Consider the following 21,690-nt stretch of genomic DNA (forward strand, 5'->3'; position numbering starts at 1 on the left):
TTCCAGGTCGTGCTCAGATCATGTGCATGCCGCCGTTCACATGGATGACCTCGCCCTGTACGAAGCTCGCGGCGGGCGAGCAGAGGAAGACGACGACGGAGGCGACTTCCTCCGGCCGGCCCAGGCGGCCCAGCGGGGTGGTGGCGAGGGCGGTGTCGCCGCGGTCGGCCACGTAGTCGCGGGTCATGGGGGTCTCGATGATGCCGGGCGAGACCATGTTGATCCGTGCCCTGGAGCCGAGTTCCCAGGCCAGGCTGCGGGAGAAGGCGAGCAGCGCGCCCTTGGTCGCCGCGTAGTGCGCGTGCCGGACGCTGCCTCGGTGACCGGCCATGGAGGTCAGATTGACGATGCTGCCGCCCTCGTTGAGGTGGGGCAGGACAGCACGGGTGAGGTAGAAGACACCGTTGAGGTTGACCGAGATGACGGTGTTCCACTGCTCGTCGGTCATGTCGGCGACGGCCTGCTCGGGGTAGATCCCGGCGGCGGGTACGAGGAAGTCGACCGAGCCGAACGTCTCGACGGCGGCGGCGACGAACGCGTTGTTGCTCTCCGGCGACGCCGCGTCCAGGGTGCGGGTGATCACGGTGGTGCCCGTGGGGTCGAGCGTCGCGGCGAACTCCGCCAGTGCCTCGGCGTTCAGGTCGCCGAGCACCAGGTTGGCACCGGCCGCGTGGAACTGGCGGGCCACCTCGCGGGCGATGCCGCCGCCCGCGCCGGACAGGAGGAGGGTCCGGCCCTCGAAGGGGCGGGCGTCAGTCCGCGGGGCCTGCTGCGTCTGCTGTGTGGTCGCTGTCATGGTCTTCCTCTGTGAACAGTTCGGGATGTTGGGCCAGTTCGAGCCGGGTGCGGCGGATGTGGCCGGTGAGAAAGCGTTCGGCGTCGACGATGTCGGCCCGCTTGATCGCGTCGATGATCAGGCGGTGCTCGGCGTGGATCAGTTCCCAGCCGCTGTCGCCCGCGAGCCGGGCGAAGGCGCGGCGGTAGTGCTGGGTGGTGTTCCAGAACCGGTCGACCATGGCGGTGATCTGGGTGACGCGGCATCCGGAGTAGGTGAGCAGGTGGAGCCGGCCGTCGAGGGCCAGGAAGCGGTCCACGTCGGTGGTGAGCTCGATCTGCCGCGCGATCGTCTCCAGTTCGGCGACCTGCTCGGCGGTCAGATGCGGGATGCTCTCGGCGAGGGCGAGCGGTTCCAGGCGTTCGCGGATCTTGTAGACGCCCTCGCACTCCGCCATGTCCATCCTGGAGACCCAGGCGCCGCTGTTGGACTTCACGACGGTCAGCCCCTCGGCCGCCAGTATCCGCAGGGCCTCGCGCACGGGCAGCCGGCTGGCGCCGAGCTGCGCGGCGACCTGCTCCTGCATGATCCGGGCGCCGGGGCGCAGTTCACCGCTGAGGATGGCGGCGCGCAGATGGTCCGCGACGCGCTGGCTGGCGACGGCGGCGGCTCCGGACGGACCGGATCCGGTGGTCGGACTGGGTGACATGGTTCTCCCTGGTGCGGTGGTACGGCGGCGTGTTCAGACGGAAGGCTGCCACAGCAGCACCGGTGAGCCGGCCTCGTACCGCTTGCCGTCCGGGTAGGAGACCAGTTCCAGCTGCATCCCCCAGGGAGTGAGGAAGTAGACCCAGCGCTGCCCCTCGCTCGGTCCGGAGCTGGCCGTGGGTTCGCCCAGGATCCGTACGCCGTGCCGTCGCAGGTGTGCCACGGCGGCGTCGAGGTCGGTGACGTAGAAGGCGAGATGGTGGCCGCCGATGTCGCTGTTGCGCGGCGGTCGCGTCTCCTGTCCGGGAGCCTCGTACTCGAAGATCTCGAAGTTCGGACCGCCTGCGCACCGGAAGAAGCGCAGCTCCCGCATCACGGCACGCGGGTGGACGCCGAGATGGTCGCTCATCCAGGTGCCGTCGGAACGGAACGGGCCGAGCGAGTAGACGTGCTCGCAGCCGATCACCTCGACGAAGAACCGGGTCGCCTCTTCGAGGTCGGGAACGGTGAAGCCGATGTGCTCGACGCCGGCCAGCCCGGGAAGGCCCCGCTCTCGATCATCCGTGGAATGGATCCATCTATCCGCCATGACTCTCACATTGCGCCGCCCCAGGTGCCGTAGTCAATGGATATTCCCGAAATCTGAACGTAACGTTCCGGTAACGAGGTATTGGCTATGGATCCATTCACTGCGACAGTGCTCACCGAATCACACAGGAGAGTGCTCATGCCCACACACCGGAAACTGGCCCCCGCATCACCCTGGACCGAGGTGACGGCGACCAAGAAGGACTGGCACGGCGCGGACCCCAGGCTGCTGACCTCGATGTTCACCCAGACCCTGCTGATCAGGACGTTCGAGGAGTACGTGCTCGACCTCGCGGGCCAGGGACTGGTCCACGGGCCGGCGCACTCCAGCATCGGCCAGGAGGGCGGCGCCGTCGGCTCCGTGCTGCCGCTGACCGGCGCCGACTTCGTCGGCGGCTCGCACCGGGGGCACCACCAGTTCCTCGCCAAGGCACTGGGTTACGTCGCGCCCGGCGGCATCGACCTGCGCCGGCCCGTCGACGCGGAGGTGCACACCGTCCTGCAGCGCAGCCTGGCCGAGATCTGCGGCCTGGCCAGGGGCTTCTGCCAGGGGCGCGGCGGATCCATGCATCTGCAGTGGCGCGAGGCCGGGGCCATGGGCACCAACGCGATCGTCGGCGGTGGCGTGCCGCAGGCCGCCGGGTTCGCCTGGTCGGCGCGGCAGGCCGGCACCGATGCCGTCTCGGTCACCTACTTCGGGGACGGCGCGGTCAACATCGGCTCCGTGCTGGAGACGATGAACCTCGCCGCCGCCTGGAAGCTGCCGGTCTGTTTCTTCATCGAGAACAACAAGTACGCCGTCTCCACCCACGTGGACGAGGCGACGGCCGAGCCCCGGCTGTCGGCGCGCGGACTGGGCTTCAACATCCCCAGCTGGCGCGTGGACGGCATGGACCCGCTCGCCACGTACCTCGCCATGAGCGAGGCCGTGGACCACATGCGCGCCGGTGGCGGCCCGACCGTCGTCGAGGCCGAGGTCTACCGCTTCTTCCACCAGAACGGCCCGTTCCCCGGCAGCGCGTTCGGCTACCGCACCAAGGACGAGGAGAAGGAGTGGCGGGCCCGCGACCCGCTCGCCCTCGTCTCGCGGCAGCTCGTCGAGAACGGCGTCCTGAGCACCGGAGAGATCGAGGAGTGCACCGCGCGGGCCAAGGCGGTCATGGCGGGCATCGGTGACGAGCTGCTGGAGCCCGACCCCGGCGGAAAGCCGGGCACCCGCCGCATCAGGCCCGCCGAATGGCCCGACCCGTCCTTCCGCGACGTCGGTGTACGGGGCGACCTCAGCGAGTTCGACGACGTACGCCTCGCCGACACCGGCAGCGGCCCGGACGCGTTCCAGGGGCGCCTGGAACAGCGGAAGTTCATCGATGTCGTGGCCGAGGTGATGAGCCGGCGCATGGCCGAGGACTCGTCGGTCGTCGTCATGGGCGAGGACGTGCACCGGCTCAAGGGCGGCACCAACGGCGCCACCAAGGGCCTGGCCGAGGCCCACCCGGACCGGGTCCTGGGCACCCCGATCAGCGAGAACGCCTTCGCCGGGCTGGCCGGCGGCATCGCGCTCGACGGCCGGTACAAGCCGGTGGTGGAGTTCATGTACGCCGACTTCATGTGGGTCGCCGCCGACCAGATCTTCAACCAGATCGGCAAGGCCCGGCACATGTTCGGCGGCGACGGACAGGGGTCCGGCGTCCCGCTCGTCCTGCGCAGCAAGGTCGCCATGGGCACCGGCTACGGCTCCCAGCACTCCATGGACCCGGCGGGGATCCTCGCCACGGCCCCCGGCTGGCGGATCGTCGCCCCGTCCACGCCCTTCGACTACGTGGGCCTGATGAACTCGGCGCTGACCTGCAAGGACCCGGTCGTCGTACTGGAGCACACCGACCTGTACAACTCGGTCGGCCCGGGCCCGGTGGACGACTTCGACTACTGCCTGCCGGTGGGCAGGGCGGCGGTGCGCCGCACCGGATCGCGGATCACCGTCGTGTCGTACCTCGCGATGACCAACTACGTCCTGGAGGCCGTCGAGCAGCTGGGCCTGGACGCCGAGGTCATCGACCTTCGCTGGCTGGACCGCGCCAGTCTCGACTGGGACACCCTCGGCGAGAGCATCCGCAAGACCAACAACGTGCTCATCGCCGAGCAGGGCCCCATCGGCACCTCCTACGGCGGCTGGCTGTCCGACGAGATCCAGCGCCGCTACTTCGACTGGCTCGACCAGCCGGTCGAGCGCGTCCGGGCCGGCGAGTCCTCGCCCAGCATCAGCAAGGTGCTGGAGCGGGCGGCGATCGCACGGACCGAAGAGGTCGTGGCCGCGCTCCAGCGGGTCACCGGGAACTGACCCTCCCCGTACGAGAGAACACCCAGGAGGGTTGATCATGGCAGAACTGTTCCGAATGCCCGCCGTGGCCGCCGACGCGGCAACGGCCGTACTGTCCGCCTGGCAGGTGGCGGAGGGGGCGTCGTTCACCAAGGACGACGCGCTGGTCTCCATCGAGACCGACAAGGCCGAGGTGGACGTGTCCGCCGAGCGGGACGGCGTACTGCTCAAGGCGCTGTACGAAGCCGGCGTCGAGATCGAGGTCGGTGACCCGATCGCCGTGCTAGGCACCGCCGGCGAGCAGACCGGTGACCTCGACGCGCTGCTGGTGGAACTCGGTGTGGCCGCGCCCGCCGAGGCCCGGCAGGCGGTGCGCCGGGACGTACCGGAGGAGCCGGCCGTTCCGGCGCCCTCCGCCGCACCCGCGCTCTCCCTCGCGCCGGCTTCCGGTGAGCCGGATCGTGGCGGGCGGATCTTCAGCAGTCCGCTGGCCCGCAGGCTGGCCCGCGAGGCGGGCCTCGGCATCGAGGCCCTCACCGGCACCGGGCCCGGCGGCCGCATCGTCCGGCGCGACGTCGAGGCCGCGGTCGCGGCCGGGCGGGCGCAGGCGACGGAGCCGCCCGCACCCCCGGCGCCCGCCCCCGTACCGCAGGCCACCACCCCCGCCGCGCCCGCATCCGCGGCCGGCACCGGTGACCACGAGGACATCCCGCACACCCGGATGCGCCGGGCCATCGCCAGGCGGCTCACCGAGAGCAAGCAGCACACCCCGCACTTCTACCTGCGGGCGACCTGCGCGGTCGACGAGCTGCTCGCCCTGCGGCAGCGGATCAACGCCGTCAGCCCGGTCAAGATCTCGGTCAACGACCTGCTGATCAAGGCCGTCGCCACGGCACACACCCAGGTGCCGGAGATGAACGCGGTGTGGCAGCCGGACGCCGTCCGCCGGTTCCGGACCGTCGACGTCTCGGTCGCCATCGCCACCGACACGGGTCTGGTGACCCCGGTACTGCGCGGGATCGAGAACCTGTCGGTGTCGGCGATCGCCACGCGGACCCGTGCGTTCGCGGAGCGGGCGCGCTCCGGGGGCCTGGTCCCCGCCGACCTCGAAGGCGGCTCGATCACCGTCTCGAACCTCGGCATGTACGGGGTCGAGGAGTTCGCCGCCATCATCAACCCGCCGCAGGCCGCGATCCTGGCCATCGGCGCCGCACGCGACGAGGCGGTGGTCCGCGACGGTGCGGTCACCGCGGCGAAGGTGCTCGGCGTGGTCCTGTCCGTGGACCACCGTCCGGTGGACGGCGCCGTGGCGGCGCGCTGGCTCGCGGCCTTCACCGAGGCCGTGGAGAACCCGGTCCGGCTCGTCGTCTGACCCCATCCCGGCGGCCGGGCGGCCCGCGGCACCACCGCCGCAGTCCGCCCGGCCGAGCCCCAAGTCCTGTCGTCCCCACCTGACGGCTGCCAGAGCACCCCAAGAGGACACCGATGTCTTTGATCCGCGGTTCCCGCACACCAAGTGCGGCCACACCACACGAAACCCCGCGCGATGCGCTCGGCGAGCTGGACCGGCGCAATCTGCGGCGGCTGATGCCGCTGCTGCTGGCCGCCTACATCATGTCGTTCCTGGACCGGACCAACATCGGCCTGGCCAAGGAACGCCTGGAGGTCGACCTCGGCATCTCCGCCGCGGCCTACGGGCTGGGCGCGGGGCTGTTCTTCCTCACCTACGCGATCTCCGAGGTGCCCAGCAACCTGATCATGTACCGGGTGGGCGCCCGCTGGTGGATCACCCGGATCATGCTGACCTGGGGAGTCATCTCCGCCTGCATGGCCTTCGTGCAGGGCGAGAAGTCCTTCTACGCCATGCGGCTGCTGCTCGGCGCCGCCGAGGCGGGGCTGCTGCCGGGCATCCTGCTCTACTTCACCTACTGGTTCCGCTCCGAGATCCGCGGCCGGGCCATCGGGCTGCTCCTGCTCGGCGCCTCCATCGCCAGCGTCGTCGGAAACCCGCTCGGCGGGCTGCTCATGGAGATGGACGGCCTCGGCGGCTGGCACGGCTGGCAGTGGATGTTCGTCATCGAGGGGATCCCCTGCCTCTTCCTGGCCGTCGCGATCTTCCGGTACCTGCCCGACGGCCCGGCCAAGGCGCCCTGGCTGACGGCGGACGAGGCCCAACTGGTCCAGGACGCGGTCACCCGCGAGCAGACCGAGGGTTCCGAGGCGGCCGGCAACGGCTCCGGATCCGGCTCGCTGCTGACGGTGCTGCGCGACAAGCAGATGCTGCTGGCCATCTTCGCCAACTGGACGCACCAGGTCGCCCTGTACTCCGTCGTCTACTTCCTGCCCGGAATCATCGGAAGCTGGGGCGATCTCTCCCCGTTCACCATCGGCCTGCTGACCGGCCTGCCCTGGCTCACCGCGGCCGTCGGCGCCGTACTGGTCCCGCCCCGCGCGACCACGCCCCGGCGCTCCCGCAACTTCGTGGTGGTCGGCCTGCTGATGATGTTCACCGGCCTCATCGTCGCCGCCGTCGCCGGTCCCGTGATCGCCCTGCTCGGCTTCTGCTTCACCGGCCTGGCGTTCTTCGTCGTCCAGCCCCTGCTGTTCAACTTCCCCGCCACCCGGCTCTCGGGCAAGACCCTCGCCGGTGGTCTGGCACTGCTCAACACCATCGGCATCACCGGCGGCTTCGTCGGCCCGTACATCATGGGCTACGCCGAGGACGCCACCGGCAACCACCTGTCCGGCCTGTGGGTCTCCATCGTCCTGCTGGCCGTCGGCGCACTCGCGGCCACGCGGCTGCGCTTCTCCCCGAAGTCCTGACAAAAGCCGGCGTCGGCGCCCCTTGCCGGGGAACCGACGCCGGCCGGACGTGTGACCGCCCCGCCCGAACTCCCGGGTCCATCAGGGGCTTTCACCCCGGGGCAGGTCCAGCTCGAACCAGACCACCTTGCCTCCGGAGACATCGGCCGCGCCCCACCGCTGCGCCAGCGCGCTGACGACGTGCAGCCCACGGCCGGTTTCGTCGGTGGGCCGTGCCCAGCGTCCCCGGGGCAGCTGCGTCGAGTCGTCGCCGACCTCGCAGCGCAGCGAATCGGTCCGCAACAGCCTCATGCTCACCGGCCGTTCCGCGTACCGCACGGCGTTCGTCACGATCTCGCTCACCAGGAGCTCGGCCGAGTCCGTGAGCTCCGCCAGGCCCCAGTCGGCAAGCGTCCGCCGCACGAGCCGCCTGGCCCGCCCCGGGGACTCGTGCACCGGCTCCAGGGACCAGTGCGCCACGTCGCTCGGCGCGATCCCGTCGAACCGCGTCGCGAGAATCACCATGTCGTCGTCCCGGTCCCCCGGGCCGACCATGTGCAGCACGTCGTCGCAGAGCGCCTCCAGCGACGGCGTGTGGTCCGCCCCGGTCCGCCGTGCCGTGGCCTCCACCCGTTCCCTGAGCTGCTCGATGCCCATCCAGATGTCCCGCAGCCGGGACTCCACCAGACCGTCGGTGTACTGAATCAATGTGGCGCCCGCGGGCACGTCCAGCTCGACGGCCTCGAAGTCCACCCCGCCGACCCCGACCGGGGCGCCGGGCGGCACCCGCAGCACCTCCGCACGGCCGCCCGGATGCAGCAGCACGGGCGGCGGATGGCCGGCGTTGGAGATGGTGATCGTGTGCGCGACCGGGTCGTAGACGGCGCACTGGCAGGTCGCCATCCGGTCGTCGCCCAGGCGCCGCGCCTGTTTGTCGAGCCGTCGCAGCACCTCCTGGGGCGGCAGGTCGAGGCCGACGAGGGTCTGCACGGTGGTGTGCAGCTGCCCCATGATCGCCGCCGAGGTCATGGAGTGGCCCATGACGTCGCCGACGACCAGGGCGACCCGGCTGCCGGGCAGCGGGATCGCGTCGTACCAGTCGCCACCGATCCGGGCCGTCTCGGCGGCCGGCAGATAGCGGGAGGCGAGCCCGACGCCGGGCGGCTGCGGAAGGGAGCTCGGCAGCATCGCCCGTTGCAGCTCCCCCGCGATGTACGCCTCGCGCCCGTACAGTACGGCCTTGTCCAGGGAGAGCGCCGTGTGCGTGACCAACTGGGCCGCGACCAGAAGGTCGTTCGGATCGAAACTCGACCGCTCGTTCCCGCGCAGGAAGACCGCGACCCCGATGACCCGGCGCCGGCCGCGCAGCGGGGCGAGGATCGCCCGGTGCCCGTCGGGCAGTGGGTGGTCGGCACCCAGCAGCCAGGGCAGTGCGTCCCGGCCGGCGTCCGAGCCGCCGAGGAGCGGGCGCACCCCGCGTAACACCTCGGCGAGTGCGCTGCCCGGAGGCACCGGGCGCAGCACCGCGGGATCGGCGTCGGCTGCGAGGTGCCCGCCGCGCCCTTCCTGGCGCAGCCGGTCGACGCGGCGCAGCCGCAGCATGAACGGGGAGGCCGGTCGTTCATCGCCCACCGGGAGCGGATCGCGCAGATATACGAAGATCTCGTCGGAGAACGACGGGACGGTCGCACGGCACAGCCCGAGCACGATCTCGTCCAGGTCCATGCCACGGGCGATCCGCCGGGTCGCGGCTCCGACGAATCGCATCGAGTCGTCCGCCCGCCGCAGCTCGACCTCGCTGCCGGGTCCGTCTCCGCTGGTCATGGGGTTGTTCGGGGTTGTGCGGAACAACTCGTCGTCGACGGGCGCGGACCGGGGGCCGTGGTGGTTACCGCCGCGGACGGCCTGCCCGGGAATGACGGATCCGGTGTGCTCCGTCCCGGCGTTCCGGGATTTGCCCCAGCCCATGTCCTCGGCCGCCTCCTGTACGGCATCGTGCTCCCGGTCGAGGACGTCACGGGCCTTGCGCAGTGTGGCGTCGACCTGATCGAGCGCGGCGTCGTCGGCGGTGCCGGGCAGCGGGCCGGGAATCTGCAGGGCGGTTCCCGAGCGGGGCTGACCGCCGGGTGCGGAGACGCTCCTGAGTTCACGGAGTTCGTCCTCCAGCGCCTTGATGCGGCGGGCGGCGTGATCGGCCACGCGTTGCGCCGTGTCCCGTTCGGCCTCGGCCCGGCCGAGCTGCGAGCGGAGGTCCTCCGACTGCCGTACGGCGCGTTCGAGACGGTGTTCCGCCAGCTCCACATCGACGAGGAACGAGTCGTCCGCGCCGCGCAGCGCATCCAACCGCCTTGTGAGGGTGGCAACTTGAGCCTGCGTCTGGCCGAGCAGCGCGAAGAGCACCGTGGCCACCTGGAGGGCTTGCTGCCTGGCCTGCTCACTGACCTCGTAGGCCTGCCGGACACGGTTGAGATCCTCCAACGCGGCGATCGTGCGCTGCTGGGCCTCGACGAGCTCGTGGGCCGGGACGGACGGATTCCCGTCGGCGGTGACGGGCGTGGGCGCGGTTTGAGCGGCACTCCACAGCGGTTGAAGTTGCTCCAGCCGCTCGGCGGCCCGCGGCCCGGACTCGTCGGGGAAACATACGTCGGCGACGGCTTCGACGAGATCCCAGGTCAGAGCGACCCCGGAAAGCTGCTCACGCAGCTTGCGCAGATCGGGAACCGCGCCGGTGCGGAAGTGCTCGGCGGTCAATCGGTCACGCAGTTGAGCCACCGACATGTTGGAGGTGTCGAGCCAGGTCCGCAGGGCGTGAACGAGATCGTTGATCTCCTTGCACGATCCCCGTGCGGGCGCCCAGGGCCGGCCGGGCCGCTTCAAAGTCCCCACGTCATCTCTCTCAGACCAAGTTGTTCCCCGGACAACCCCGTGTTGTCACGTGGACAACATCCAACCCGCTCGGCCGGCCCGCGTGCAGGTGGATGGTTGTTTCGTGCCGCGTGAATGCCCGCCCGCACGAAGCAGACGAGCTCGAAGGCATCGAAGGAGGAGTTGTTGTGAGCCCCACTCATACGGCGATGCTGCTCATGGCAGTCGCGCTGGCGGTGATGTCCGCCTGCCTCGTGGCGGGGATCGCGTTCGCCGTCGCCCGCTGGGGCGGCGCCCCGGTACCCGAGGCCGTCGCGAGGTCGGGCAGGGCGTTCGCGTCGGCCCTGACCGTCATCAGCGCGGTGATGGCAGTGGTGGTGACCGTGCTGAAGTAGGTGGAGAGTTGGCTACGGTGTATGCGAACACCGACGTCGCACTGACCCTCCGGAGGGGTTGTTCTCCAGCTTGAAGCACGATAGAGGAACCATGGACCGCGAGCCGCGAGCCGCGAGCCGCGAGCCGCGAGCCGCGAGCCGCGAGCCGCGAGCCGCGAGCCGCTCGACCGGGGGTAGCGTCCTGGGGTGGCCATGCACGCTAGGCAGCCCCTCCGCGTTCCCGTCGGGCCGGATGCTCTGAGATGGAGCACGTTCCGTCGCGAGAAGACCCTGGTCGTAGCCGCTCGCACCGTCACCTCGACCGCGCGGGTCCTTGAATGCCTGCCCGCGCTGCTGCGCGGTGACAGCCGGGTGGCCGTCGTCTTCGCCTACGACTCCACGTCCGCCTTCAACGACGGGGTGCTCGACCTGCTCCACGACTCGGGATGCCGGGTGATGTCCTGGGAGCAGGTGGCCGACGCCGCTCCCGATCTCATCGTCTCCGCGAGTGAGAACATCGATGTGCCGGAGGGGGACTGTCCCGTTCTGGTGCTGCCCCACGGGATCGGCTTCCAGAAGCACGTGCCGGACTCACGGGCACCGCGCAGCCGCTTGTCCGGGGTGGTGCCGGACCGGCTCCTGGAGTCCGGACGGGCCTGGCTCGCCATTTCGCATCCGGGCCAGGAGGAGCAGTTGCTCGCCACCCATCCGCGGGCGGCCGGACACACGTTGCTGGTCGGCGACCCCTGTTTCGACGAACTGCTCGTCAGCCTGGATCAGGCCGGGGTCTACCGGGCCGCGCTGGGCGTGCCGGACGGGCGACAACTCGTGGTGCTCAGTTCCACCTGGGGCCCCACCTCCCTGATCGGGCAGAACCCTGATCTCCCGGCCCGTCTGCTCGCCGCGCTGCCGTACGACGAATTCCGGGTCGCCGCGATCATCCATCCCAACGTCTGGTCGGGGCACGGCGCCTGGCAGATCCGTACCACTCTGGCAGCCGCGCTGGACGCGGGGCTGATCCTGATTCCCCCCGTTCACGCCTGGAGGCCGGCACTCGTGGCCGCGGACACCGTCATCGGCGACCACGGTTCGGTGACCCTGTACGGTGCGGCTCTGGGCAAGCCGGTGCTGCTCGCCGCGTTCGGGAGCGATGCCGTGCCGGGTACGGCCGTGGACGGTCTCGGACGGGACGCGCCCCGACTCGATCCGCTGGGCGACATGGCTGAGCAGATCAGGACCGCCGTCGGCGAACACACCCCCGACCGCTACCGCACGATCGCCGAGCAGGCCTTCGCCCGGCCGGGGCAGGCGCTCCACCAGCTGCGAACCGCGCTCTACCGGCTGATGGGACTGGCCGAGCCGTCACCCGGTGTCCCGCCCCGGCCGGCACTGCCCACGCCGGAGGAGGCGGTGTCCTCGGTCTCCTCCTGGACCGTGGCGACCACGGCCTCGTCCCACGACGACGAAAGGCTGACCGTCACCGTGCGGCGCCACCCCGCGGCGGTGTCCGACGCGGAACACGAGGACCCGCGGGTATTCACCCACCTGGCCTGTGATGAGCGGGAACGGGACCGGCGCCTGGTCGAGAGTGCGTCGGTGCTGATCCGGCGCAGTGCCCTGCCGACGACCGCCGCGGCCCTGCGCTGGATCGGGGAAACGCTGCACCGGTGTCCCGGCTGCCGCCTCGCGGCCGTCGCCCTGGACGGGGGCGGCTGTCTGGTGGGGCTGCGCGACGGACGGGTGGTCGAGGCGGCGGTCACCGGACCCGCAGTCGATCCCGGTCTGCCGGCCGCGACCGTCTACACCCTGCTGCGCGCGGGGGCCCCGTTGGACGACGCCATGGTGACGTTGCGCATCGGTGAGCTGCGCGACGAAGACGTCTCCCTCCGGTTGCGCCCGCATGTCCCGGTCGGCCCGTTCGGCTGAGGACATCCGGCCCTCAGCCTGTTTCACCCGTTCCTTCGAGCCGTCGGCGAAGCACTTCGGCCTGCGGGCTGCCGCCCGCCTCGTAGATCTCCAGGGCCCGCGTCAGGTCGGCCCGTACCGCTTCGGGATCGGCTGCCGAGCGCTCCTTGATCCCGGCCAGGGCCACCAGGGCCTGGGCCTCGTAGTGCGTCGCCTGCAGCTCGCGCAGGGCTCGGGCGGCCTCGCTCAGCGTGCGGATCGCCTCGTCGTGCTCCCCGAGATGATCGTGGGCGAGACCCATGGCTGCCAGCACCCGCGCCGCCATTCGCAGATCGTCCCGCGCGGTCAGCTCCGCGTGCGCCCCTCGCAAAGTGACCAGGGCCTCGCCGTGGTCACCGGCCGCGTCCTGGGCGCTGCCGAGGAAATAGGCCGCAATTGCGGCGCCACGCCCTTCATTCGCCGCGGTGCTGAGCTCAAGCGCACTGCGGTAGGCGTCCATGGCGCGGGAGAGGTCGAAGCGTTCCCAGTACCGGCCCGAGAACTCCTGCACGGAGGCCCGCACCACGAGGTCTCCCGACACCTCGGCACATGCCACGGCGGATTCCAGCTCCCGCCGCGCTGCGTCGTATTCGCCCTGATCCATCAGCGGGCGTGACAGAAGACTCCGCAGCCGGGCCTCGGCGGCCGGTTCCAGCGCGGCGGCCGCGGCCGCCGCCCCCAGTTCGAGCGACTCCCGCCAGTCACCGAGATGCCGGTGGTGGAAGAACAACGCTGTGAACGCCTCGGACAGCTGCCACACCTCGGTCCGGAGAGTCTCCTCGCGAACAGCGGCCCGCAGCACGTCCAGGATGTTGCGGTGCTCCGCTTCCAGCCAGTCGAGAGGCGCTGTGCCCCCCGTGGTTCCGAAGGGGTCGGGGGCCGCGCTCAACAACGTCGTGAGATCCGCGATCCGCAGCCGGTCCTGCCTGATCGACCGGTCCGCGAGTGCGGTGAGAGCCAGGTAGTGCGTCGTCACCCGCCCCAGCAGAGCGAGCTGTTCGCCTTCCGGCTCCTCGGCGGCGGCGCGCTCCCGGGCATGGAGTCGTACCAGGTCGTGGAAGCGGTGGCGGCCGTCCCCGGTCGATTCGAGAAGGCTCGCCGAAACGAGCGCCCTCAGCATCGTCCCGGTGCTCGATGTGTCGATGCCCGCCGCGACCGCGGCGACACCCACGTCGAACGTGGTACCCGGCAGCCAGCCCAGGAGCCGGTACAGCCGGGCCGTGTCCGGGGGAAGTTCCCGGTAGCCGAGATCGAGCACAGCGGACACCGACCGCTCCTCTCCGAGGGACATTCCCGCCAGGCGACCGGACTCGTCGGCAAGCTCACCGGCCAGATCTGCCGGGGTCAGCCCGGGGTTGGTCAGCAGTCGGGCCGCCACGATGTGCAGGGCCACCGGCAGGCCCCCGCAAAGGTCCACCAGCCGTTCGGCCGACTCCCGGTCCGCCGCGACGACCGCCTCACCGCAGCGTTCGGTCAGCAACTCCAGCCCGCTGGCCCGGCCCAGAGGCCGCACCGGCATCATCCGCGCACCGTCCAGTGCCAGTTCCCCGAGCAGACCGCCGCTCGTGACCAGCAGGGCGCTGCCCTCGCCCTTGGGGATCAGGGAGGCTGCCTGGGCCGGCTGGCTCACATTGTCGAGGACCACGAGCAGCCGCCGGCCCGATGAACGCGACCGGAACAGCCTTGTGCGGTCGGCGAGCGACGCGGGGATGGTCGACTCGTCGACTCCCAGGGACCTGAGGCACCGGCGAACGGCCTCGGACACGTCCCCGCCCTCCGGCTCTTCCCGCAGCGCCGCGAAATCGACGTAGATCTGGCCGTCGGGGAACAGCTCCCGCTTCTCGTCCGCCCAGTGCGACACCAGCGCGGTCTTGCCCACGCCGGACATGCCGTACAGGGCTCCGAACCCGACCTTCACCGACCGCGGGCGTCCCGTTCCCAGCCAGGCGTCGAGCTCCGCCAGGCGCTTCGAGCGATTGACGAACGGGAACGGGAGCGGTGGGACCTCGTCCGGCCTGATGTCCGGCCCGACGCCGGGCGGTGCCTGGACGTTGAAGGTGATTCCGCCATGGATCCGTTGGGCCTGGATGCTCGGGCCGTGGACCTGCCCGGACAGGTCGTTGCTGACGTACGTGGATTCCCGGCGGGCAGCGGGTTCCTCACTCTTCACGCTCTCCCCTGACCGTGAAAGGTCAGGCCGCCGGAAAAACTCTGCCCCTGGACGACCTGGGAGTTCTGGGTGTCCCCGCTGACGCTGTTGTTGATCGTCACCGTCGACACGCCTTCCGATCGAGGGGCGAGCTCGTCCAGCAGCACTCGCAGCTCCTGTGCGGCCGCCGGGTCCGCGCGCAGTGCCCGGCGCATCCTGAGCCGCCACTCGTCCTCGATGTCCGCCGCGGCATCCGGATCCTCGCCGTCGCGGGCCGCGATGAGTTCCTCCCGGGACGCGTCGAGTTCCTCGTCCACACCATCGGTCTCCCCGCCCCGCGCGAGGAATCGTGCCATTCGCTCCCGGGTCTGCGCCCAGGCGTCCGAGACCATGTGACCGACCAAGGTCGTCGCACCCGACACCGCCAGTGCCGCCAACTCCGCTTCCACGATGCCCCCGTTGTCTCGCCGTCGCGCCGTGCGCGCGTGAAGTCACTTCTACCGTAGAGAGCGGACGAGCACTTCGGAAGCGCGTCCAGGGGCGCGGCGCATCGGAAACCGGCCGGAGCCCCTCATGGTGGGCACAAGCACTCCGGGCGGCAGAACTATGGTGTCCCGCCACGTACGCCCCTGACCTGCCCCTTCCTACGGTATGGCGACGCACACACGTCCCTAGCGCGGCGGCGCGGCGGTTGCGCTGGACGAAGACCGGGGTGACGGCGAGCGGGCCCTTGAGGCGCTCGACCGCGCCCTGGCCCTTGTACTGGATCAGGATCTGGGCAGGGGTGGCCTGCTCGGCGTTGAGCGGCGTGATCAGCGCGTACCAGCCGTCGGCCTTGGCCTCGGCGTCGAGCACGTCCTGGTCGAAGCTCCACTCAAGTGTGGGTAGGCCTGCCTCGTCCTGCGCGACATGCCAGCGCAGGCAGGCGGTCGCGCGGCGCTTGGCGGCGATCACCCCGGCGCGGGCGGCGACCTTCTCGGCCGTCTTGTAGATCCGAGCGCTTTCTGGGTGCGGAGGTGACCGACAACCCGGGCTCCGCACCCGGAAGCGAGTACTGCCACGCCAGGCGAGGCCGGCCAATCACTCCGATGCACGCGCCTTTCACCCGGTTGGGGGGTACTGCCGGGCCCGGCGGCGCCACTGCGTGAACGCTGAGGTGCTGTTGGCATCGAGGAGAGCGAGAACAGCATGACCTCATTGGTGATCTCCGGCATATCGCGAGCGCACGTCACCGTGGCCGGATGTGCCCTGGTCCTGTGCACGACGACGGCAGTCCCGGCTTTCGCGGACGGCGACATTTCCGGCGCGAAACCCACGGTAGTTCTGGTACACGGTGCGTTCGCCGACAATTCCAGCTGGGACGGGGTGATTTCGCGCCTTGAGCGCAGCGGCTACCCGGTGATCGCACCCTCCAACCCGCTGCGCGGACTGTACAACGACTCCACCTACATCGCCTCGGTACTGGACAGCGTCCAGGGCCCCGTCGTGCTGGTGGGCCACTCCTACGGCGGCGCGGTAATCAGCTCGGCCGCGGCCGGAAAACCCAAGGTGAAGTCGCTCGTGTACGTGTCGGCTCTGATGCCCGACGTGGGCGAGAGCGGCATGTCGCTGGCCGCGCGGTTCCCCAGTGAACTGGGCACCGCCACCAAGTCCGTCCCGTTCCGGGAGAGCGGTCGCAGTGGGACCGACCTGTACCTGGAGCGCAACAAGGTCCACCAGGTCTTCGCCGCAGACCTGCCGGAGAGCGAGGCGAATCTGCTGGGGGTCACCCAGCGGCCCGCCGCCACGACCGCCTTCTCGGAGAAGGCCAAGGTCGCGGCCTGGAAGCAGATACCGTCCTGGGCGCTGGTAGGCCGGCAGGACAAGACCATCAACCCGGATCAGGAACGCTTCCAGGCAAAACGGGCCGGCTCGCACACGGTGGAGATCAACTCTTCACATGTGTCCCTGATCGCCCACCCCGAGGCGGTCGCCGACCTGATCCTCCAGGCGGCTGCAGCCCCCGACTCCGCCCGGCCGTCCCTGGCGGCCAGCGGATCCGCGAATGACGCACGTGCCAGGACCGTCCTCGCTCGTCTCGCCGGGGCGTCCCTGATCGTCGGTGCGGGAGCTGTTCTTCTCGGCCACCGGCTGCGACGCGCCCGCCGCTGACGGCGGACAGGCTGGACCCACAGCCCCCTTGTGCGTTCGATGGAGCCACGGACCTGGCCGCATACGCCCGGTACTTCCGCGCCAACCTGGACGCGAACCTGGCGAGTGCCGCACTGACCACGAGGGCGCTGGACGACCGGCTCGCCCCCGGCGACGCGGTCGTCCACATCGGCTCGATCGCCGCCGACCAGGATGCCGGTTCCTACGGGGCCGTCAGGGCGGGGCTCGCCACCTGGAACCTGGATCTGGCCACGCGAGCTTCGGTCCACGCGGCATCACCGCGAACGTGGTCTCGCCCGACTGCATCGCCGACACGGAGTTCTTCCGCGGCTGCCTCCCGGAAGCCCGGCGCACCGCCCTCGTCCCCGCCACGGCAACGGGCCGCGCCGGTACCCCGCGGACGTCGCACCACGGTCGCCTTCCTTGCCTCCCCCGGGCCCGTCACATCACGGGCCAGGTGCTGCACGTGAACGGGGGCGCACACGGGACCCTCTGATCGGGGCGGGATACGCGGAAAGCCGCAACGGCCGGCCCGCCGACTGCTCCGGCGAGCGCGCTGCCCTCCCTGGGCCGACGGGCGCGCAGGAAAACCCGAGCCTGGACCCGCTCGATGGCACTGCCCGGAGATTCGCGTCGTCGCCGAGCACCCCGTCGAACCCGAGAACCCGGGCCCTGCCGCCGCCCCCGACAACTGAGGTTCCTATCGCCACCGCGAACTGCGCCCTGTACCGGGAACGGAGCACGGCGGTCCTCCCGGAACTGCCGGTCGCCCCGTTCTTCGCAAGCGGGCGCAGGTCGCAGAGCTCGGTGTGGAATGGGCCTGACACCACCCGCCTGGGTCGCCCGGATCTTGGGCTCAGCGGCCTGGGGGCGGGGGCGATCCACTGAGGTGGTGCCGGTGGTGACCAATGGGATGGGGTGTGAGGTGCGGCCGGTGGGACGGGGTGCATTCGATGACCAGGAGGGCTACGTCGTCGGCGGGGTGGCCGCCGATGTGGGTGAGCAGATCGCGGTGGATGTGGCGCAGAAGAGTGTCGGGGCTGGTGGTGGGGAAGGAGGCGACTCGTTCGGCGAGCGGGTAGAACGCTCCGGACGGCGAGCGGGCTTCGATGACTCCGTCGGTGTAGAGGACGAGCATGTCACCGCATGTGAAGGTGAACGGGTCGATGCGGTCGCCCTCGATCGGTCGTTCGCACACGCCCAGCGGAGGCAGCGGCTGTCGGGCATGCAGGACCGTGACCCGCCGATCGTGCAACAGCAGAGGCGGGGGATGCCCGCAGTTGATCATCTCGGCGGCCGACGGGGCATCGTCGGGGATCTCCAGAACGAGGCAGGTGATGAAGTGCTCGCCGGGGTCGTGCTCGGTGTCCGACACGTCCTCCAGGTTTCGGGAGACGCTGTCTTCGAGGGCAGCTACCAGCTCGGGGAGGGTGGCACACCGGTGAGCGCCCTCACGGAATGCCCCCAGCACCAGCGAGGCCTCACCGATGGCGGCCAGTCCGTTGCCCCGGACATCGCCGATGACTACCCGGGTCGCGGCATGCGCGGCGCGGGCGAACGCAAACAGGTCACCCCCGATCTCGGCCTCGTCCTGCGCGGACATATACAGCCATGCCACCTGCAACGGCCCGATCCGGCGTGGCGGAGGCCGAAGCAGCGCCCGCTGAGCCGTCTCCGCCACGGAGCGTGCCAGGCTCAGCGCCCGGTCGCGTCGCTCCCGCACAAACCGCGTGAACACCACCAAGGCGGAGAGCACGGTCAGTGCGATGATCTGCGCCAGGCGGTTGGGCGTGGTCAGTCCGCCGAGGGAGACAACGATGAACACTTGGGCCGCCACTGCCAGGACCCCGGCGAGAGCAGTAAGCCGTGTCCCGGCGAGGGAGGCGGTCAGAGCGGGCGCGATGACCAGCAGTGGGCCCAGCTGGACATCGCGACCGGTGTAGATGTCCAACAGGGTGATCGTCCCGATCAGCACGAACGGGATCGCCACCAAACCACGGCCTGATGGCGGCTCCAGCAGCTGATCCCACGAACGTCGCGCACCCATATACCCCTTATGCTCCATCGATTACGCACCCCCAACCAGCCGACGAACACGAGTCGGGTCTTCTCCCAGGGCGTACAGGCGCTGGTCGTGCGCTGGACCGGCGAGAAGTTCGTCGCTCAACCGGTTCTCCCAGTGGGTCGGCTTCGGCAACCGCGGCGTCATCGCCGACAACGACCCCGTCGAGCAGGAGAAGGAGATGAAGTTCAACGCGCTGCTCACGAACGCCGTGATCTTCCACAACGCCCTGGACATCGCCGAGATCGTCCGCCAGCTGCTGGAGGAGGGCTGGGAGATCGCCCCCGAGGACCTGGCGCGCGTCTCGCCGTACCTGACCGAGCACCTCCAGCGGTTCGGCGAGTACTCCACGCACGAGCTCGGCATTCAGCCGGCGGCGTACGACCCGAAGCTGAATGTGGATTTCACGCAGCTGCGTGACCAGGAACCTGCCGCGGCGGGCTTCAGCCAGGCCGCAGGAAGGCGGGGGCAGGTCGGCATCATGATGGCCATGGACGATGTGCGCGACGTCCTCACTGAGGACGATATCAACGGTCTACTCGACGGTGACCGCGACGCCGGATGGGACGCGGACGACGAGTACGAGGCGGACGACGAGTACGAGTGGGTGCGGTGAACGTGGCCTGGCGCCCGAGCGGGGCCGTCACGCTCGCCGGCCGGATACCCGGAAGTCTGCGCCGCCGTCAAGGCCGGGGCGGTGGCAGGCCGGACAGCGTGTGGCGCCTCCACCCCCCCGCGGCTGCCGCTCTGCGGCACTTTCGTAACTCGTACGCGTCCGAGCAGGACGAGGACGGCGATGGCCACGAGGGCTGACGCACGCTACGGCTGAGCCGGGAACAGGGGAAGACTGACGCCGCGGTCCAGCCGGCTGCTGAACGGCGCCACAGTGACCTCACCGATGTGCTCGACCAGTCATTCGCCGTCACCGATCTCGACGCAGCGCACCCGTCGATCTCCACGAGCAGTGCGGCGCGCTCCAGTCGCCTGCGGACGTGATCAGCGAAGGCGAGCTCACCGGCCTCCCAAGACCGCCGGGGCCGCGGCCCCGGGCTGGACCATGATCAACGATCGGCCGGGCGTGGGTCCGTTCCCGCCATGGAATGAACCATCAGAATCATCGGTTACACAAGGAACAGCCGACAGCATGTCGTTCCTCTCGGCTTGGAGGAGCTTTCCATGACTGCAGAACTGGACGGATCCACCGCTCTTGTCACCGGCGCCACCGCTGGCATCGGCCGGGCCATTGCCCTTCGCCTGGCAGCGTTGGGGGCCTCGGTTGTCGTCCATGGGAGGGACGAGCAGCGAGGTGCTTCGACCGTCGAAGAGATCGCTGCCGCAGGCGGGAAGGCCAGGTTCGTCGCTGCGGATCTGAGTAGTTCTGAGGATGTCCTGCGTCTTGCCGCTGAAGCAGGCGAAGTAGACATTCTGATCAACAACGCTGGTATCTACCGGTTCGCCAGTACGCCGGACACCACCGCCGAGATGTTCGACGCCCAGATGGCCGTCAACTCACGCGCGCCAATGCTCCTGGTCGGTGCCCTCGCCCCTGGAATGGCTGCGCGGGGGCGTGGCTCCATCGTGAGTGTGAGTACAGCGGCGGCTACCACGCCGGTGCGGGAATCGGGCGCCTACGGGGCTTCCAAAGCTGCACTCGAACTTCTCACACGAGTATGGGCTGACGAGTTCGGCGCCCAGGGCGTCCGCGTGAACGCCGTGGCCCCGGGCCCCGTCTATACCCCCGGGACGGAGGAGATGGGAGGTGAAACCCTCCAGGCGATCGGGCGAACCACCGTACTGGGGCGGGTCGCGAACCCTGAGGAAATCGCGGAAGCGGTTCTGTTCCTTGTCTCCTCCCGCGCCAGCTACATCACCGGCGCGGTTCTCGAGGCACGCGGCGGACAGCTTGCGATCGGGTGACTCCGGGCCGCGATGAACATGCCAAACCTGACGCCCATGCCCATGCTGTCCATGGACTGGTCGGCCTGCCCGACAGGAAAGGCCCATACCACGAGCAGCGGCCCTTGCCCGGGAGCGGCCCGTTCGGGCACGAGGTGAAGGCCCCCGGGCGTTCGGCTCGGCGACGGCTGCCTCGCCCCGTGACGAAGCTGTTTCTGATCCTGGCATGAGCAGTTGACGCGGCGCAGTCACGACAACAGCAGGCGAGAAGATGATGGCTGCCCAAGCATCTGGTGGCCATGCCGGTCGCTGTCGGTCTGCATTCTTCGGCATGCGGTCATGGCCGGTCCGAGCGAGGCTGACGTGATGGTGGGGGTCTGCGTGAACGTGCACCCGCTGTCGCGCTGGCGCCGATGATCCTCATACTGACTGATCTCTTTCACAGCGCCCCTGTTCCTGGTGCCCGATCGCAGCCTTGTTCCGGCCCGCCTGCGCGTTCTCGAAACGCCCTTGCCCGCTGGATCCGGTCCTGGGATGCCGACTGAGCGCCCGCTACAGTCACTCAGCGTGTCTGCGACAACGCCAAGTTTCGTCTCCCAACGTCCTTCACGGCGGCCCTCCTTGGGGAGAGTCTGGGGAGGATTGGAGCTGCTGGCGGGGGCGTCTGGGGAGAATCGACAACCAACTGGACAGTTCTACACAAAGATCCGATGGATCGTGTCAAAGCACGCGAATCAACTCGCCGACCCATACTCTACGGGTGATCACTGTAAGTGATCTATCACTCACTGTCGGTGCCATCGACGTGGTTGAGGCAGCTGACCCTATTCATGACGTGGAGGTGCCGGTGATCAGACGCAGGAGTAGGCAGACCGGGTTGGACAGTGGCGGCCCGGGGGCCGAGAAGAACGAGCTTCGACCAAGGCCACGGGTGTGGGCGCGGACCTGCATGGCGGGGCTGACCATGTTGGCGGGACTGACCTTGCCGGCCATCGCCCCGCCCCTGGCCTGGGCCTCGCCAGGGCCGAACGCCTACGTCGCCAACGGGGTCTCGAACAA

14 protein-coding genes and 2 pseudogenes are annotated in these 21,690 nt (G+C 69.9%); 9 read left to right on the forward strand and 7 right to left on the reverse strand.

Annotation, left to right across the window (positions count from 1 at the left end):
• Positions 1 to 13: 13 nt before the first annotated feature.
• From EES42_RS34575 to EES42_RS34585, 3 genes are read right to left on the reverse strand one after another with little or no spacing between them, the layout of a single operon-like run.
• Positions 14 to 796, reverse strand: a complete 783-nt coding sequence (locus EES42_RS34575) for an SDR family NAD(P)-dependent oxidoreductase (protein ID WP_124722139.1) — start codon at positions 794 to 796, stop codon at positions 14 to 16.
• Complete coding sequence (locus EES42_RS34580) at positions 753 to 1,484, reverse strand: GntR family transcriptional regulator (protein ID WP_124722140.1); 732 nt, start codon at positions 1,482 to 1,484, stop codon at positions 753 to 755. The genes EES42_RS34575 and EES42_RS34580 overlap by 44 nt, the downstream gene beginning before the upstream one ends.
• Positions 1,485 to 1,517: 33 nt before the next feature.
• On the reverse strand, positions 1,518 to 2,072 hold the full coding sequence (locus EES42_RS34585) for a VOC family protein (RefSeq protein WP_124722141.1): 555 nt from the start codon (positions 2,070 to 2,072) through the stop codon (positions 1,518 to 1,520).
• A gap of 138 nt (positions 2,073 to 2,210) precedes the next feature.
• On the opposite strand from EES42_RS34585, the gene EES42_RS34590 reads away from it, so the two are divergent.
• The 3 genes from EES42_RS34590 (at position 2,211) to EES42_RS34600 (ending at position 7,211) form a co-directional block, all read left to right on the forward strand.
• Positions 2,211 to 4,409, forward strand: a complete 2,199-nt coding sequence (locus tag EES42_RS34590) for an alpha-ketoacid dehydrogenase subunit alpha/beta (RefSeq protein ID WP_124722142.1) — start codon at positions 2,211 to 2,213, stop codon at positions 4,407 to 4,409.
• A gap of 37 nt (positions 4,410 to 4,446) precedes the next feature.
• Positions 4,447 to 5,760, forward strand: a complete 1,314-nt coding sequence (locus tag EES42_RS34595) for a 2-oxo acid dehydrogenase subunit E2 (protein ID WP_124722143.1) — start codon at positions 4,447 to 4,449, stop codon at positions 5,758 to 5,760.
• Between the two features lie 113 nt (positions 5,761 to 5,873).
• A complete protein-coding gene (locus EES42_RS34600) occupies positions 5,874 to 7,211 on the forward strand; it encodes an MFS transporter (RefSeq protein WP_124722144.1) in 1,338 nt (445 codons plus the stop codon).
• A gap of 81 nt (positions 7,212 to 7,292) precedes the next feature.
• Here EES42_RS34600 and EES42_RS34605 read toward each other — a convergent pair.
• Positions 7,293 to 8,957: pseudogene (locus EES42_RS34605) on the reverse strand (SpoIIE family protein phosphatase); the annotation flags it as partial.
• Positions 8,958 to 10,243: 1,286 nt separating this feature from the next.
• On the opposite strand from EES42_RS34605, the gene EES42_RS34610 reads away from it, so the two are divergent.
• Both EES42_RS34610 and EES42_RS34615 read left to right on the forward strand, forming a co-directional pair.
• Positions 10,244 to 10,450 (forward strand): hypothetical protein, encoded by a 207-nt coding sequence (locus EES42_RS34610; RefSeq protein ID WP_124722145.1) that lies wholly within the window; start codon positions 10,244 to 10,246, stop codon positions 10,448 to 10,450.
• 192 nt (positions 10,451 to 10,642) lie between these two features.
• Positions 10,643 to 12,355: a hypothetical protein gene (locus tag EES42_RS34615; RefSeq protein WP_124722248.1), complete on the forward strand. Its 1,713-nt coding sequence runs from the start codon at positions 10,643 to 10,645 to the stop codon at positions 12,353 to 12,355.
• A gap of 13 nt (positions 12,356 to 12,368) precedes the next feature.
• On the opposite strand, the gene EES42_RS34620 is transcribed toward EES42_RS34615, so the two are convergent.
• Complete coding sequence (locus EES42_RS34620) at positions 12,369 to 14,543, reverse strand: NB-ARC domain-containing protein (RefSeq protein ID WP_241196769.1); 2,175 nt, start codon at positions 14,541 to 14,543, stop codon at positions 12,369 to 12,371.
• Positions 14,540 to 14,971 carry a hypothetical protein gene (locus EES42_RS34625; protein ID WP_124722146.1) on the reverse strand — a complete coding sequence of 144 codons (432 nt, stop codon included), beginning with the start codon at positions 14,969 to 14,971 and terminating at the stop codon, positions 14,540 to 14,542. The genes EES42_RS34620 and EES42_RS34625 overlap by 4 nt, the downstream gene beginning before the upstream one ends.
• 739 nt (positions 14,972 to 15,710) lie before the next feature.
• Here EES42_RS34625 and EES42_RS34630 point away from each other — a divergent pair.
• Entirely contained in the window at positions 15,711 to 16,673 is a 963-nt protein-coding gene (locus EES42_RS34630; RefSeq protein WP_124722147.1) for an alpha/beta fold hydrolase, read from the forward strand.
• A 38-nt stretch (positions 16,674 to 16,711) separates the two neighbouring features.
• A pseudogene (locus tag EES42_RS46665) lies at positions 16,712 to 17,169 on the forward strand (SDR family oxidoreductase); the annotation flags it as partial.
• 360 nt (positions 17,170 to 17,529) lie between these two features.
• Here EES42_RS46665 and EES42_RS34640 read toward each other — a convergent pair.
• On the reverse strand, positions 17,530 to 18,663 hold the full coding sequence (locus EES42_RS34640) for a PP2C family protein-serine/threonine phosphatase (protein ID WP_241196770.1): 1,134 nt from the start codon (positions 18,661 to 18,663) through the stop codon (positions 17,530 to 17,532).
• A 73-nt stretch (positions 18,664 to 18,736) separates the two neighbouring features.
• On the opposite strand from EES42_RS34640, the gene EES42_RS34645 reads away from it, so the two are divergent.
• Positions 18,737 to 19,351, forward strand: coding sequence for a Tn3 family transposase (locus EES42_RS34645; protein ID WP_124722149.1), 615 nt, complete (start codon positions 18,737 to 18,739; stop codon positions 19,349 to 19,351).
• Positions 19,352 to 19,911: 560 nt separating this feature from the next.
• Positions 19,912 to 20,652 carry an SDR family NAD(P)-dependent oxidoreductase gene (locus EES42_RS34650; RefSeq protein WP_124722150.1) on the forward strand — a complete coding sequence of 247 codons (741 nt, stop codon included), beginning with the start codon at positions 19,912 to 19,914 and terminating at the stop codon, positions 20,650 to 20,652.
• The last annotated feature ends 1,038 nt before the right edge of the window (positions 20,653 to 21,690 follow it).

This window comes from Streptomyces sp. ADI95-17 (genome assembly GCF_003846175.1).
Classification (GTDB): Bacteria; Actinomycetota; Actinomycetes; order Streptomycetales; family Streptomycetaceae; genus Streptomyces; species Streptomyces sanglieri.